This is a genomic window from Trueperaceae bacterium (genome assembly GCA_019454765.1).
In the GTDB taxonomy this organism is placed as follows: domain Bacteria; phylum Deinococcota; class Deinococci; order Deinococcales; family Trueperaceae; genus JAAYYF01.
On sequence record JACFNR010000037.1, the window covers coordinates 1 to 15,035 of the forward strand.

14 protein-coding genes are annotated in these 15,035 nt (G+C 70.0%); 6 read left to right on the forward strand and 8 right to left on the reverse strand.

Annotated elements, in window-relative coordinates; all coding sequences use genetic code 11:
• Positions 1–83: 83 nt before the first annotated feature.
• The 5 genes from H3C53_10050 to H3C53_10070 form a co-directional block, all read right to left on the reverse strand.
• Complete coding sequence (locus H3C53_10050; protein MBW7917007.1) at positions 84–1,583, reverse strand: ATP-binding cassette domain-containing protein; 1,500 nt, start codon at positions 1,581–1,583, stop codon at positions 84–86.
• A complete protein-coding gene (locus H3C53_10055; protein MBW7917008.1) occupies positions 1,580–2,614 on the reverse strand; it encodes a branched-chain amino acid ABC transporter permease in 1,035 nt (344 codons plus the stop codon). Before H3C53_10055 ends, H3C53_10050 begins: the two co-directional genes overlap by 4 nt.
• Positions 2,611–3,477 carry a branched-chain amino acid ABC transporter permease gene (locus H3C53_10060; GenBank protein ID MBW7917009.1) on the reverse strand — a complete coding sequence of 289 codons (867 nt, stop codon included), beginning with the start codon at positions 3,475–3,477 and terminating at the stop codon, positions 2,611–2,613. The genes H3C53_10055 and H3C53_10060 overlap by 4 nt, the downstream gene beginning before the upstream one ends.
• Positions 3,478–3,504: 27 nt before the next feature.
• Positions 3,505–3,948, reverse strand: a complete 444-nt coding sequence (locus tag H3C53_10065) for a nuclear transport factor 2 family protein (protein MBW7917010.1) — start codon at positions 3,946–3,948, stop codon at positions 3,505–3,507.
• A gap of 88 nt (positions 3,949–4,036) precedes the next feature.
• Positions 4,037–5,284: an ABC transporter substrate-binding protein gene (locus H3C53_10070; protein ID MBW7917011.1), complete on the reverse strand. Its 1,248-nt coding sequence runs from the start codon at positions 5,282–5,284 to the stop codon at positions 4,037–4,039.
• 211 nt (positions 5,285–5,495) lie between these two features.
• Between H3C53_10070 and H3C53_10075 the strand changes: the two genes are divergently transcribed.
• The 6 genes from H3C53_10075 to H3C53_10100 are packed head-to-tail and all read left to right on the forward strand — an operon-like array spanning position 5,496 to position 11,756.
• Positions 5,496–6,272 (forward strand): GntR family transcriptional regulator, encoded by a 777-nt coding sequence (locus H3C53_10075; protein ID MBW7917012.1) that lies wholly within the window; start codon positions 5,496–5,498, stop codon positions 6,270–6,272.
• Positions 6,269–7,288: a hydroxymethylglutaryl-CoA lyase gene (locus H3C53_10080; protein ID MBW7917013.1), complete on the forward strand. Its 1,020-nt coding sequence runs from the start codon at positions 6,269–6,271 to the stop codon at positions 7,286–7,288. The genes H3C53_10075 and H3C53_10080 overlap by 4 nt, the downstream gene beginning before the upstream one ends.
• Positions 7,269–8,543: a 3-isopropylmalate dehydratase large subunit gene (locus H3C53_10085; GenBank protein ID MBW7917014.1), complete on the forward strand. Its 1,275-nt coding sequence runs from the start codon at positions 7,269–7,271 to the stop codon at positions 8,541–8,543. Before H3C53_10080 ends, H3C53_10085 begins: the two co-directional genes overlap by 20 nt.
• Positions 8,540–9,055 carry a 3-isopropylmalate dehydratase small subunit gene (locus H3C53_10090; GenBank protein MBW7917015.1) on the forward strand — a complete coding sequence of 172 codons (516 nt, stop codon included), beginning with the start codon at positions 8,540–8,542 and terminating at the stop codon, positions 9,053–9,055. Before H3C53_10085 ends, H3C53_10090 begins: the two co-directional genes overlap by 4 nt.
• The gene (locus H3C53_10095; GenBank protein ID MBW7917016.1) at positions 9,052–10,263 is read left to right on the forward strand and encodes a CoA transferase; all 1,212 of its coding nucleotides are present in this window, start codon (positions 9,052–9,054) and stop codon (positions 10,261–10,263) included. Before H3C53_10090 ends, H3C53_10095 begins: the two co-directional genes overlap by 4 nt.
• Positions 10,264–10,283: 20 nt before the next feature.
• Positions 10,284–11,756: a dihydroorotase family protein gene (locus H3C53_10100; GenBank protein MBW7917017.1), complete on the forward strand. Its 1,473-nt coding sequence runs from the start codon at positions 10,284–10,286 to the stop codon at positions 11,754–11,756.
• A gap of 36 nt (positions 11,757–11,792) precedes the next feature.
• Here H3C53_10100 and H3C53_10105 read toward each other — a convergent pair whose 3' ends face one another.
• The 3 genes from H3C53_10105 to H3C53_10115 form a co-directional block, all read right to left on the reverse strand.
• Positions 11,793–12,647 carry an META domain-containing protein gene (locus H3C53_10105; GenBank protein MBW7917018.1) on the reverse strand — a complete coding sequence of 285 codons (855 nt, stop codon included), beginning with the start codon at positions 12,645–12,647 and terminating at the stop codon, positions 11,793–11,795.
• Between the two features lie 93 nt (positions 12,648–12,740).
• Positions 12,741–14,663: a cation-translocating P-type ATPase gene (locus tag H3C53_10110; protein ID MBW7917019.1), complete on the reverse strand. Its 1,923-nt coding sequence runs from the start codon at positions 14,661–14,663 to the stop codon at positions 12,741–12,743.
• Positions 14,660–14,983 carry a heavy-metal-associated domain-containing protein gene (locus tag H3C53_10115; protein ID MBW7917020.1) on the reverse strand — a complete coding sequence of 108 codons (324 nt, stop codon included), beginning with the start codon at positions 14,981–14,983 and terminating at the stop codon, positions 14,660–14,662. The genes H3C53_10110 and H3C53_10115 overlap by 4 nt, the downstream gene beginning before the upstream one ends.
• Positions 14,984–15,035 lie beyond the last annotated feature (52 nt).

Below are 15,035 nucleotides of genomic sequence, written 5' to 3' on the forward strand. Positions count from 1 at the left end.
GCGCGGTGATGCCGTGGCGGTCGGGCCTCATGTCGGGAACATCATGCCACGGGAGGGCAGTCGGGCCGCGCGCCCGACCCGGCTCAGGCCCCGAGGTACACGCGCTTCACGGCCTCGTCGTTCCTGAGCTCGGCCGCCGGTCCCGCCATGGCCACGCGACCGTTCTCGAGCACGTACGCCCTGTGAGCGATGGCCAACGCTAGCACGGCGTTCTGCTCCACCAGGAGCACGCTCAGGCCCTCGGCGTTCAGGCGCAGCAGCGTCTCACCCACCTCGCGAGCCAGCAGCGGGGAGAGGCCGAGGGTCGGCTCGTCAAGGAGGAGCAGCTTTGGCCTGCTCATGAGCGCGCGGCCGATCGCCAGCATCTGCTGTTCGCCACCCGACAGGCTGCCGGCGGTCTGCGACGAGCGCTCGCGCAGACGCGGGAAGATGTCGAAGACGTGTTCGAGCCCTGCGTTGGCGGCCGCCGGGTCCGTGGTCATGGCTCCGATCCGCAGGTTCTCGAGCACGCTCATGCGCGGGAACACCTCGCGCCCTTCAGGGCAATGTGCCAGGCCCAAGCGTACTCGCGCCACCGGGTTGACCCCGGTCAGGTCGCGGCCCAGGAGGAAGATCGAACCACCAGCCGTGGTCACGAGGCCGGACACGGCCCGTAGCAGCGTCGTCTTCCCCGCGCCGTTCGCGCCGACCAGCGCCACGATCTCGCCGCGCCGAACCGTGAGGCCCGCGCCCTCCAGTGCTCGCACGCGACCGTAACGGACGTCGAGGTCCCGAACGATGAGGACGTCATCACTCTGCGGGGCGGTGACCGGGGCTTCGAGGTCGGCGCCCGCACCCAGGTAGGCCTCCACGACGGCGGGTTGGGTGACCACGTCACCGGGCCGACCCTCGGCTAGCTTCAGGCCGTGATCCATCACGACCAGTCGGTCACAGCCGCGCGCCATGGTCTGCATGTGGTGGTCGATGACGAGCACCGACACGCCCCCTTCCCGGATGCGGTGGATGAGCTCCATCGTGGCCGTCGACTCCGTCTCGTTCATGCCCGCGAACGGCTCGTCGAGCAGCAACAGACTCGGGTCGGCGGCGAGCGCAAGCGCGATCTCGAGGACACGTTGCTCGCCGTACGCGAGGCTACCGGCGCGGTTGGACCGCAGGCTACCGATGCCCGCCCGATCCAGGATCTCCTCGGTTCTCTCGTTGAAACGCCGCCGTTCGGCGGCGCCGACGCCGAACACCGCCCGCCAAGGTCCGCCACGTTCGGCAAGGTGGCTGGCCACACCGATGTTCTCGCCCACGCTCAGGTCACTGAACACGCGGGTGTGCTGGAACGTGCGCACCATCCCGCGCCGCGCCAGGCGGTGAGGCGGTAGACCCGTGACGTCGTCTCCGAACAACCGTACCCGCCCGCGGGAGGGTCTGAGGAACCCCGTGACGACGTTGAAGGTCGTCGTCTTCCCCGCCCCGTTGGGTCCGACGAGGCCGACGACCTCGCCCTCCGCCACGTGGAAGCTCAGGTCGGAGACGGCGGCGAAGCCCCCGAAGTGGCGCGTGAGGTCGTCGACGCGGAGGACCTCGCGCCTCATCGCCGGCGGTCTTCCAAGGCGGCGACGAGGCGTTTCAGGCCGCCGGCGATGCCCGTGGGCAGCACCACGATGACCACGATCAGCACCACGCCGTGCATGACCTGCGCCAGCGCCGGCGAGAGGCCTTTGAGGCCGGCCGTCAACGCCGTCAGGAACACGGGTCCGACGATCGGGCCGAGGACCGTGCCGGCACCGCCCAGAAGGTTCATCACGAACAGGTCGAACGAGTGCACGAACGTGAAGGAGTCGGGGCTGATGAACGCGGCGTAGTGGGCGTACAGCGAACCGGCGACTCCGGCCACGGCCGCCGCGACCGCGAACGCCGTTACCTTCACGCGGTAGGTGGCTATCCCGACGCTCTCCGCCAGGTTCTCGTCTCCCTTGATGGCGGTGAGGGCCCTGCCGAAGCGCGAGCGCCCGACGCGCCAACGCAGTAGGAGCACGAGTGCGGCGAAGGCGAGCACGAAGTAGTAGTAGCCCACCTTGAACACGATCGTCTTGAAGGTGTGCTCGAGTCCGAACACCTCCAACTTGACGAAGGGGATGCCGGTGAGGCCCATCGGCCCTCTCGTCAGGTCGACCATGTTCGTCATGAGGATCGTGACGATTATCCCGACGATGAAGGTGACCACCGAGAAGTAGTGGCCTTTGAGGCGAAGCGCCGGCAACCCGATGATCAGCCCGGCCAGGGCCGCCGCGAGCACCGCCGCCAACAGGCCGACGGGAAACGGCTGGCCCGACTTGACCACGAGGGCGGAGGCGTAGGCCCCTATGCCCATGAAGGCCGCGTGACCCAGCGACAGGAGCCCAGCGCCGCCGATGAGCAGGTCGAGGCTAGCGACCAGCACGATGTTGATGGCGATGAGCACCAGTAGGTGCCTGGCTGCGATTCCCGTGAAGATGTGCGGCGCCGCCAGCGCCAACGCAGCGGCGCCCAGCCCAAGCACCCAACCGAGCACCGCTTGGGTGCGGTGGGTGGCAGGCGCCGCGCTCGCCTCGACGCGCCCCTCGGCCCTGGAGGCGACCCTCACAGCTTCGCCTCGGGGGGACCGAAGAGGCCCCTGGGACGCACCAGTAGCACGAGAACCATGAGGACGAACGCGGTCAGCTCTGCGTACTGGGTGTTCACGAGGCCGGCGGTTAGGTTCTCGGCGAGGCCGACGATGAGCGCCCCGACGATGGCCCCTGGCACGCTCCCCATCCCGCCGAAGATCACGATGGCGAACGCCTTGATCACCACGATGGCGGCAATGCTCGGGTCGAAGGCGTTGACGCCGGAGGCCAGCGTGCCCGCCGCACCCGCGAGTGCACCGGCGAGCAGGAAGGCGACTACCTCCACCCGGAACGGATCGAGCCCGACCACCAGGGCGCCACGTCTGTTCTGCGAGACGGCCCGCAACGCCATGCCGACCGGGGTGAACTTGAGGAACGCCCAAGCGCCCACGACGAGAACGGCCACCGCCGCCGCGATGACGACCTGGTAGCCGGTCCACGTGGCGCCCAAGAAGCCGACGCGCACGTCGGCGAACGGCGCCTTGACGAGCCTGAAGTCGGCTCCGAACGCTTGCAGCGCAAGGTTCTGCAGGATCAGGAGGAGGCCGAGCGCGGCGATGAACGTCGTGGCGCCGCTGAAGCGTCGTAGTGGTCGGTACACGACGAGGTAGTTGGTCGCGGCCAACAGGGCACCGATGAGCATGGCGAGCGGCAACGCGACGAAGAAAGACAGTCCGAGCAGGCTGGTCGCGAAGTACGCCGTGTAGGCACCCAGCATGTAGATGGCGCCCTGGGCGAAGTCGGCGATGTCGAGCACCCCAAGCACGAGCGTGAGGCCCAGCGCCACCAACGCGTAGAGGCTGCTGGAGTGAAGCGCGTTCAACGCCAACTGCAGCGCCATGTCCACCCGCCGATCAGTCCTTCCGCGTCATGAGCGCACTGCCAGCACGCCGCTCTCGGCTAGGTCGTTCCACACGTCCTGCCTGGTCAGCAGGCCGTGGACGATCTCGAAGCGGTCGACGAAACGGACGTCGGCGAACGGGACCCCAAATGAGTTCTCGCCGTACAGGGTACCGCGGACCCACACCACGTGAGTGCTGCCCACGGCGAACCCCTCGACCGCTTCGATCCGCTTGGCGACGCGCTTGTAGCGACCACGGCTGCCTGCCACGAGCTCGTCGAGCCGCGAGTAGCGCGCCGGGCCGGGGAACACCATCACGAAGCCTGCCGTCAAGGCTCGTTCCGCGGCCGCAAGATCCCGCCGCTCCATGTCGTTCAGGAACGCGACGGCCACCGCCTGTTCCGCCGGCGCCGTCGGGTTCGCGGCCAACCATTCGCTTGGGGTGGGGGCGGTGCCGGTATTGGTGGTCACGGGGCGTCCTCCTCCAACATCGCGTTAGCAGTGGCGCCGCCCTGGACGCTGGGTCCGTCGGGCGGCGCCTGTGAACCTCAGGTTGCCGTTACTGGCAGAGGTCCGCTTCCGTCAGGAGAGCGGGTTCCACGAACGCGTAGTCGCGGTCCGCCACCAGCAGCAGGCCGTTCTCGTCGAAGGTGGCGACGCCGGCGCCCAACACGGGCTGACCGCACTGCAGGAAGTGGTAGTTGCCGTAGGAGAGCTCGAAGTCGTCGCCGGAGAGGACCTCGGCCATGACCGACTTCGGCTCCACGCTACCGGCGCGCTCCATCGCCTGCTTGATGAGCAGGATGGTCCCCCAGCCGAGCCCGTGGTTGCGGCCGGGCGTCACGCCGAGGATCCGTTCTCCGGCCTCGAGCATGGCCTTCACGCCGGGTTCGATCTCGGTGCGGTCGAAGGTGCGCGCTGCGGTGCCGGGGTCGTCGTACCAGGGGAAGTAGGTCCCGACCACGGCGTCGCCGACGGCGCCCGTGACGCTAACGTCGGACACGAGGTCGGAGCCGTAGATGGTCTGGGTGACCCCGAGCTCCTTGCTCTGCAGCAGGATGCCGATCATCTCCTGCGCCAGGCCGATGGCGACGATGGCGTCTGCGCCGGAGTTCTTGGCCTTGGTGAGGATGGTGCGGTAGTCCGGTGCGGCGTAAGCGAAGTACTCTGGTTCGGCCACGTAGCTGCCGCCCAACGCCTCCACGGTGGCCCTGAAGTGCTTCATCATGCTGCGCCCGAAGTCGGTGTTCTGCGCCATGGCGAAGAACGTCTTGTGGCCGTTCTCGAGCACGGCGTACTTGGCGAGCGGCACCATCTCGTTCGCGGCCTGCACGCCGAGTCTGACGGCCAGGTCGGCGCCTGCATCACGCCGAGCGGAGCCGGTGAGTTCGTCCGCGTACGCGTACGCGATCTGTGGGATCTCGAGGGCCGCGAGCACGGGCATCTCGGCGAGGGCGGCAGAACTACAGAAGGAGCCGCCCACGTAAGCGGCACCCGCCACCGCAAGGCGGTTGGCAGCGTCGATGGCGCCCTGCGGGGAGCACAGGTCGTCTTCGAACACCAGCTTGAAGGTCACCGTCTGATCCCCGACCTGGAAGCCGCCGGCGTCGTTGATGACCTGCGCGGCCAGCTCGGCGCCGACCTTGGCCTCCGTCCCTTCCTTCGCGGCGCCCCCGGTGAGGGGCAGCGAGAAGCCTATTGTCACGACGGTCTGCGCCAACCCCAGCATGAGGAGGTTGAGCAGTAGTACGGCGGTGGCACCGATGGCCAGTCTCCCCCGCCTCGCGGATGGTTCACCGATGAGCACGATGGGCCTCCTCCTTGTCGTGGCGGCGCCCAGCGCCGGGGGCCGCGCATACCTGTCTGCTTTTTCTCGGCCACTCTAGCGTCAGGTTTGACAGGCTGTCAACACGACAACATAATGTCCGTATGAATCTTGTCTTGCGGCGCCGTGCCGCCAAGCGGATCGCCGAGGCCGCTACCGCGCGCACCGGCCCGGGCGACCGGAGTGGCGAGTGATGCCCCATCTCGATCGCGAGAGCCCGCTTCCCTACTACCACCAACTGAAGGCCATACTGCGCGACCAGATCAGGGAGCAGGCACTCGCGCACGGCGACCCGCTCCGGCCGTTACCGCTCCCCACCGAGAAGGAGCTGCAGGAGCGCTACCGGGTGTCGCGTTCGGTGGTGCGCCAGGCCATCTCCGAGTTGGTGCAGGAGGGCGTGGTGGTGCGGGAGCAGGGGAGGGGCACCTTCGCCTTGCCTCACAAGGCGCGGCACAACCCACAGCCCGAGAAGGCGCGCTCGCACGGGCTGTCGGGCTACCTCAAGGAGCATGGGATCCCGTCGGGCACGCGCCTTATCTCGCGCGAGGTCACCACGCCCGACGCGGAGGCGGCCATCGCCCTGGGCCTCACGGACGGCCAGCTCGTCCTCCGCTTCGAGCGGGCTCGCACCGCCGGCCAGGACACCATCGGCCTGCAGACGGTGAGCCTGCCACTCGGCCTCGTCGAGGCGCTGCCAACGGCTCTCGCGGACGAGGACCTCCTATACGGAGCGTCCTCGCTCGACTACCTGGGCGGCCGACTGGGGCTCTCGCTTTCGACCAGTCACAGGAGCATCGAGGCGGTGGCGCTAGGAGCTCACGGCGCCGAGTTGCTCGGAGCGCAGGTAGGCCAGCCCGCCCTGCGCGTCAAGCGCGTGGTCCGCGACGTGCACGGTAGGGCGGTCGAGTACTTCGACGCGGTCTACCGGGGCGACAAGTTCGAGTACAGCCTGGAGTTCGATCACGGATGAACGGGCAGGCCACCGTCCTCGGGGCCACGACCACGGTGGTGAGGACCTTCCCACCCGACCGGCCCTTGCCTCGGGCGGTGCGCCTCGTCGAGGTCGGTCTGCGCGATGGGCTGCAGAGCCTGCCGGCGGTGCTGCCCACCGAACAGAAGCTGGCCTTGATAGACGCGCTGCTGGCGGCAGGGGTGACGAGCCTGCAGGTCGCCTCGTTCGTGAACCCCGTCCGCGTGCCGCAGATGGCGGACGCCGACGAACTGTCCAAGCGTCTGGCACCGCTCCTGGAAGGACGGCCGGAGGTGCGCTTGAGTGGCCTCGCCCTGAACCGCCGCGGCGTAGAGCGCCTGGCGGCGGCCGGGTTGCGACACGTCGACCTTTCCCTGTCCGCCTCAGAACCTCACTCGCGTAGGAACGCCGGCATGAGCGTGGAGGAGGCCGAAGGGCACATCCGCGCCGCGGTCGGGACGGCCATAGGTCTCGGGCTGGAGGTGAGGGCGGGCGTCCAGTGCGTGTTCGGTTCCGCCCCCGGCGATGAGGTGCCGCTCGAGCGCGTCTTGCGCCTCAGCGAGACCCTGATCGCCGCCGGCGCGACCGAGCTCGCCCTGGCCGACTCCGCCGGACTCGCCGACCCACTGCGCCTGGCCACCGTCGTCGCCGCCGTCCAGGAGCGGGTGGCGCCGGTCGCCATCACGCTCCACCTCCACGACACGCGTGGGCTCGGCATGGCGAACCTGGTGACGGCCCTGCGCTTGGGCATCGCGAGTTTCGACACCGCTTTCGGCGGCCTGGGTGGCTGCCCGTTCATCACTGGGGCGGCCGGGAACCTGGGGACGGAAGACGTCGTCTTCCTGTTCGACTCGCTGGGCCTGAACACCGGCGTCGACCTGCTGGGCGTCGCCCGGGCCACGCGCTTGGCAGAAGGCTGGTCGGCCGCCAGCATGCCCAGCCGCCTGTATCAGCTTGTGAAGGAAGGGGCGATCGAGCCTGACGAGGAGGAGCAACGTGGCACAGACGGCCGCTGAGAAGATCCTCTCCCGCAAGGCCGGCGAGGCTGTACGCGCCGGCGACATCGTGGTGGTCGACGTCGACGGCGCCATGGGCACCGACGCGACCGCGCCGTTCGCCATCAAGGCGTTCGAGGGAATGGGCGGCAAGAGCGTGTGGGATCCAGCTCGGCTCGCGCTCGTCCTCGACCACGCGGCCCCGGCGCCCAACGAGCGCATCAGCGGCCTGCATTCGTTGATGAGGGAGTTCGCCGCCGCGCAAGGCGTGAAGCTCTACGAGGTGGGCGAGGGCATATGTCATCAACTGATGGTCGAGAACGGCCACGCCGGACCTGGCGAGGTGTTCGTAGGCGCCGACTCGCACACACCCACCATCGGTGCGCTCGGAGCGTTCGCCGTGGGCGTCGGCTCCACTGACCTAGCGGCGGTGATGCATACCGGCAAGATCTGGTTCAAGGTGCCTCGCTCGGTACGGGTGGAGCTCATGGGCAGCTTCCGGCCGGGCACGTTCCCCAAGGACGTCATCTTGCACCTGGTCGGCAAGCTCGGCATCGCCGGCGCCACCTACGAGGCAGTCGAGTTCGGCGGTCCGGCCGTCCGGAAACTCAGCCTTGCCGGCCGCATGGTCCTCGCCAACATGGTCGCTGAGATGGGCGCCAAGACCGCGTTGGTCGACACCCGCGGCCTCACCCTGCCGGAGGCCCTTTCCGGACGAGAGTTCCACGATCATCTGCCCGACGCGGGCGCCACGTACCGGGCGCGAGTCGACCTCGACATCTCCGACCTGGGCGCCCAGGTGGCGGTGCCGGACTCGCCCGACGCAGTCAAGGACGTGCGCGAGGTGGCGGGCGTGCCGGTTCAGATGGCGTTCATCGGCTCCTGCACCAACTCGCGGCTCGAGGACCTGCAGGCCGCCGCGCGGGTCCTACGCGGCAAGCGCGTCGCCCCAGGGGTCCGCCTCATCGTCACGACCGCCTCCAAGCGCATCTTCAACGAGGGGCTGGCCGACGGAACCATCCAGGCCCTAAGCGAGGCTGGCGCCAGCTTCATCACGTCGGGCTGCGGGCCCTGCGTTGGCACCCACCAAGGCGTTCCCGGCGACGGCGAGAACGTCATCTCCACCACCAACCGGAACTTCCGCGGTCGGATGGGGAACGCCAAGTCGAACGTGTACCTGGGCTCGCCCGCCGTCGTGGCGGCCGCGGCCCTGACGGGCGTGCTGACGGACCCGGCGCCCTACTTCGCGGCCGCAGTGGAGGGAGCAGGAGCGTGAGCGAGTTCGTTCACACGTTCGAGGGGCGGGCGCACGTAGTGGGGGACAACGTCGATACCGACCGCATAATCCCCGGCAAGTACACCAAGACCCTCGACACCGGCGAGTTGGCCAGCCACCTCCTCGAGGATTACGACCCCGGACTCGTGGCGCGGGTCGGTCCGGGCGACGTCCTCGCCGCCGGCGACAACTTCGGTTGCGGTTCGAGCCGGGAGCAAGCGCCCATCGCGATAAAGGCGGCGGGCATCTCGTGCGTCATCGCGCGCTCGTTCGCCCGCATCTTCTTCAGGAACGCCATCAACGTTGGCCTCCCGGTCGTGGAGGTGCCGGACCTCGACGTGGCCGACCTGACCCGGATCCACGTCGACGTCCGCGAGGGCACGGTCACCGACCTGACCACCGGTAGGACGTTCTCGGCCACACGCATGCCGGCCGTCATGGCACAGATCCTCGCGGCCGGCGGGTTGCAGGCGTACCTGAAGGCGGGCGGCGACTACTCGGTGAAGGTGTGAGTTCGGCCGCTCCATTGGCCGGCGTGCGCGTGCTGGAGTTCACCCAGGCGGTGCTGGGGCCCACCGCGGGCATGCTACTCGCCGACATGGGAGCCGAGGTCGTGCGTGTCGAACCGACGCCGCGCGGCGACCCCACCCGTTACCTACGGGGCTTCGGCATGGGCTACTACCCGTACTTCAACCGCAACAAGAAGAGCGTGGTCATCGACGTGAAGGATCCACGTGGGCTCGCCGCCGTCGAGCGTCTGCTGGAAGGCGCGGACGTGCTCGTCGAGAACTTCGCGCCCGGAACCATGGATCGCCTGGGCTTGGGGCCGTCGATCACGGAGCGCTACCCGCGCCTCGTGTACTGCACCCTGAAGGGTTTCCTCCCCGGGCCTTACGAGCAGCGCACCGCGCTCGACGAGGTCGTGCAGATGATGTCCGGCCTGGCGTACATGACGGGGCCGCGCGGCACGCCGCTGCGGGCCGGCGCGTCCGTCATCGACGAGATGACAGGCGTCTACGGGGCGCTCGGCATCGTCTTGGCGCTGCGTGAGCGCGACGCCACCGGCCGAGGCCAGGTCGTGGAGTCAGCGCTGTTCGAGACGGCGGCGTTCGTCATGGGCCACCACCTCGCCTACTCCGTAGCTTCGGGCGAGGAGATCCCACCAATGCCTGAGCGGGTCAGCGCCTGGGCCGTGTACCACCAGTTCAGGACCGCCGACGACCAGCTCGTCTTCATCGGCGTCACGTCGGACAGGCAGTGGCCGCGGTTCTGCGAGGCCTTCGCGTTGCCGGAACTCGCGGCGGACCCGCGCCTAAAGACCAACAACGACCGCATCCGTGAGCGCGACTGGCTGCTGCCACGCCTGCGGGAGCGCATCGGGGGCCTCACGTTGGCGGAGGCCACCGAACGGTGCGAGCGGGCGGGCCTGCCGTTCTCCCCGGTAGCGCGCCCCGAGGACCTGTTCGACGACCCGCAACTGTCGGCGGGCGGGAGCCTGCTCGAGACGCGGTTCCCGAACGGGGCGACGGGCCGCCTACCCGCCCTGCCGCTCGTCATGGGCGGCGAACGTTGGGGCAAGCGCCTCGACCCGCCCGGGTTGGGCGAACACACCCGCGAGGTGCTGGTCGGCGCGGGGTTCACGGACGAACACGTGACGGAGCTCGCCGAGGCGGGCGTAGTGATTGCCGCGGGCGTCGCGGCGCCGAACGCGGGCGCCTGACCCGCACCACGGAGGTAGAGATGAACACGACCCCGCCATACGACCTGATCGTCAAGAACGTCCGCCTGGTCAGGCCCCTCCAGGACGGCACCCCCATGACGGACGTGGCCATCACCGGCGGCAAGTTCGCCCGGATCGCCCCCGGCCTCGACGCGAGCCAGGCGAGAGAGGTCGTCGACGGTGGTGGGTTGCTGGCGTTCCCCGGCCTGGTCGACGGCCACATGCACGTGGGCATCTACTCCCCGCTGCAGGACGACGCCGTCACGGAGAGCAAGGCCGCCGCCATGGGCGGCGTCACCAGCGCGCTCACCTACTTCAGGACGGGCGACTACTACCTCAACAAGGGTGGCCCGTACGAGGAGTTCTACCCGGAGGTGCTGGAACGATCGGCGGGGCGGTACTGGGTGGACTACGGCTACCACCTAGCGCCCATCAACAAGCGCCACATCGACGAGATGCCCTTGCTGCTGGACAAGTTCGGGGTGTCGTCCTTCAAGATCTTCATGTTCTACGGTGGTCACGGCCTGCACGGACGATCGGCCAGGCAACGCAACTTCCTCCACTTGGAGGAGGGCGAGAGCTACGACTTCGCGCACTTCGAGTTCATCATGCGCAAGCTCTCGCAGATGATCGCCGACGACCCCGCGCGAGGCGAACATATCTCGCTGAGCCTGCACTGCGAGATCGCCGACATCCTCAACGCCTACACCGCCATGGTCGAGCGCGACGGCAAGCTCAGGGGGCTCCACGCCTACAACGCGGCGAGGCCCCCGCACTCGGAGGGGTTGGCCGTGTTCATCGCCTCCTACCTCGCGTACGAGACGGCGCTCGCCAACGTCAACCTGCTGCACCTCAGCGGCCGCAAGGCGCTCGAGGCCGCCCTCATGATGGAGGGGCTCTTCCCGCACATCTCCTTCAAGAAGGAGGTGACGATCGGCCACCTGCTGCTGGACGTCGACAGCCCTGCCGGCCCTTACGCCAAGGTGAACCCGCCCATCCGCCCGCGCGCCGACGTGGAGTACCTGTGGGAGAAGGTCCTCTCGGGTGACGTCGACTGGATAGTCAGCGACCACGCCTGCTGCAAGGCGGAGATGAAGGTCTCGGCAGAGCACCCCGACGACATCTGGTTGTCCAAGTCGGGTTTCGGGGGAACCGAGTACCTGCTTTCGGGGCTATACAGCGAGGGTAGCAAGCGCGGCCTGTCTCCCAACCGCATGGCGGAGCTCGTCAGCCTCAACCCGGCCAGGCGTTACGGCCTCGGCGCGAAGGGGGACGTGGCGGAGGGCCTCGACGCGGACCTCGTGCTCCTCGACCCCAGCGAGACGTTCGTGGTGCGCGCCGCCGACTCGGAGTCTGGCCAGGGCTACACGCCGTTCGAAGGGCAGGAGCTGACCGGCAAGGTCAGGCGGACCATCCTGCGTGGCCACACCGTCTACCTCGACGGCGAGATCATGGGGCCGGCCCGGGGCCGGTACCTGCACCGGCCGAGCTGAGCCCCGGGGACCCCAGGACCCCGCACGCAGGTCCGGTCAGCGCCTGAAGACCAGCGTCTCCCCGCCCCCAGTCAGGACGAGCTCGTCGTCGGGGGTGATGCTGTAGTCGTCGACGAGCGCGAGGGCCGTCAGGTAGCGCTGCTCCTGCTCCATGGCGCCTTCGCAGAACATCATGGTGGCGCCGGCGGGGCCGAACGTCACGCCGCCCGCCACGCCGAAGGTGACCGGGGCGAAGTAGCGGTTGCAGCCGGCGCTGCCGGCCACCTGGCCGTCCTTGATCTCGAGGGTGATCTCGTGGTCGGGGAGGGCGGCGGTGCCGTTCGGGCCGAACGACGCCAGGCGCCACTCGGAGCCGACGATGTAGGCGCTGCCGTCTAGCACGCTGACCTCCATGCGTTCGTGGCCGGCGAGCGTGAAGCCGTCGGCCTCGGAGTACTTGACGACGCCCTTGGTCGCTAGGAGGGTGGCGCCGTCCCAGTCGAAGTAGCCGAGGATCACCGCGTCGTCGTCGCAGGTGAAGTTGACGCGTTCACCGAGGAAGGCGAGGGTGGCGCCCTTGCCGGCGTTCAGGCAGGTGGTGCCGTCGGCGAGGGTCACGCCCCGCACCTCGAACCCCACGAGCGCGTCGCTCAGGATGGTGGCGGGCGCGGCGGGGTCGTACTCGATGCGGGTGACCAGGCCCTGGTCGTCGACGAGTTGCGTGGTGCCGACCAGGGCGACGCCGTCCTGGCAGAAGTGGCTCACCTTGCCGTCGGCGACGGTCGCGCCGATCTCCGGGTCGACGGGCTTGCAGGTGGTCCCGTCGGGGAGGACGATGTCGGGGCCGCGGGCGGCGGCGAAGCCGGCGACGACGGCCAGGCTGACGATCAGGGTCTTCAGCGCGGTGCGCATGTTGTTGGCCTCCTTGGCGGCCCGCGCCGCACGGGGCGCGGGCCTACGCCGCCAGGCTACGGCGGCTCCATGAGCGGGCGGGCGCCGGCGGGTTCAGCGAACGTTCATGGCCGGTGGCCTGCGGAGGAGGGGCGCGGCGCCGGTCCATGACCGTGGTGGCGCCAGTGGCGTCAGGAGGAGACGCATGGCGTTGAGTATGACGAGCAGCACGGAGCCCTCGTGGACGAGCATGCCGAGGGCCATGTCGACCTCGCCCCTGAGGACGCCCAAGAGGAGCAGCGCCACGGTGACGAGGGCGATGGCGATGTTCTGCCGCATCACGCGCACGGTCCGCTTGGCCAGGCCGAGCGCCAGCGGCAGCTTGCGGAGGTCGTCGGTCATCAGGGCGATGTCGGCCGTCTCGACGGCCACGGCGGAGCCGGCGGCGCCCATGGCGACGCCCACGTCCGCGGCGGCGAGGGCCGGTGCGTCGTTCACGCCGTCGCCGACCATGGCCACCACGTGACCGCGGGCCTTGAGCTCGGCTATCGCCGCGAGCTTCTCCTCGGGTAGGAGCGCGGCGCGCACGTCGTCGATGCCCGTCGCGGCGGCCACTGCTTGTGCCACGGCGGGCGCGTCGCCGGTGAGCATCGTCACGTGACGCACGCCGGCGCGGCGGAGCGCGGCGACAAGCCGGCTCGCTTCGGGCCTCGGTTCGTCGGCGACCGCCACCGCGCCGATCACGGCGTCGTCTACGGCGACCAGCATGGGGGTGCGGCCCGCGGCGGCCAGCTCGGCGGCCACGGCGGCCGCGGCCGGCGCCTCCACGCCCTCGCCGGCCAGCAGGGCGGCGTTGCCGACCAGCACGCGGCGGCCGCGCACGGTGGCGGCGATCCCCTTCCCGGGCAGGCTGCGCGCCCGTTCCGGTAGGGCGCCGTCGTACACGCCCTCGCGGACCGCGGCGGCGATGACGGCGGCCGCCAGGGGGTGTTCGGATCCCGCTTCGGCGGCGGCGGCCCAGCCGAGCACGCCGGCGCGGCTCTCGCCGGCGGCCAGCACAACCACGTCGGTGAGGCGCGGCCTGCCGGTGGTCAGGGTGCCCGTCTTGTCGAGCGCAACGGCGTCGATGCGGGCGGCGGTCTCGAGGTGCTCGCCGCCCTTCACCAAGACGCCGGCCTGCGCGGCGCGCCCGACCCCGGCGACGATGGCGACCGGTATGGAGATGACGAGGGCGCCCGGGCAGCCGATGACGAGGAGGGTGAGGGCGAGCGCGAGGTTGCCGGTGAGGAGGCCCGTCACGAGCGCCAGGACGATGATGGCGGGCGTGTACCAGGCCGAGAAGCGGTCCATGAACTTCTGGACCTTGGCCTTGGCGTCTTGCGCCTCCTCGACGCGGTGGATGATGCGCGCGAGGGTGGTGTTGGCGCCGACGCCCTCGGCGCGCACCTGCAGGAAGCCGCCCCTGGAGACCGTGCCGGCGAACACCTTGCTGCCGGCGCCCTTCCAGGCGGGCAGCGATTCGCCCGTGATGGCGGACTCGTCGAGGCTGCCCTCCCCGACCACGACCTCGCCGTCGACGGGCACGCGAGCGCCGTTCTTGACCAGCACGACCTCGCCGGGGGCGACGGCGACGGCGGCGACCTCGACCTGTTCGCCTCCGCGCAGCACGACGGCGGTCTCGGGCGCCACCTCGACGAGGGCCTTGAGGGCGGCGCGGGTGCGGTCCAGGGTGGCCACCTCGAGCGCGTGCCCGACGGCGAACAGGAACGTGACCGCCGCCGCCTCCCAGTGCTCGCCCATCAGGACGGCGCCGAGCGCCGCCACCGTGACGAGGAGGTCGATGCCGACGGTGCGGACCAGCAGGGCCCGCACGGCGGCCCGCGCGGTGCCGGCGCCGGCGACGAGGGCGGCGGCGAGCATCAGCGGCGCCTTGGCGCCGGGCGCACCGAGCGCAGGCGCGGCGAAGGCGGCCAGGATGAGGGCGCCGGCGGCGACGGGCACCGCCCAGCGCCCTACGCGCGGTCCCGTCACCGTCAGAACGGGGCCGGCTTGGAGCGGTAGCCTGCCCGCGCCACGGCGCCTACCAGGTCGGCGACGCTCGTCACGCTCGCGTCGTGCGTGACCTCGACGCGCGAGCTGGCGAAGTGCACCCGGACGGTGTCGACGCCGGGCAGTCGCGCCACGCCCTTCTCCACCTTGGCGACGCACGAGGGGCACGAGAAGCCCTCGGCGCGGAGCACGGTGCGTGTGAGGTCGCGCCCCGTGCGCTCCGCTTGGCTCTCGTGGTTCCGGGAGTCGGGTAGGTCGCTCTTGGCGCGGGCGGCGACGGCCGCCGGGTTGGTTTCGGAGTGGTTCACGAGGGTCCTCCTGGCTGCCGGGCCATGGGGCGCCCGGCCTCGCCTGGGAAGG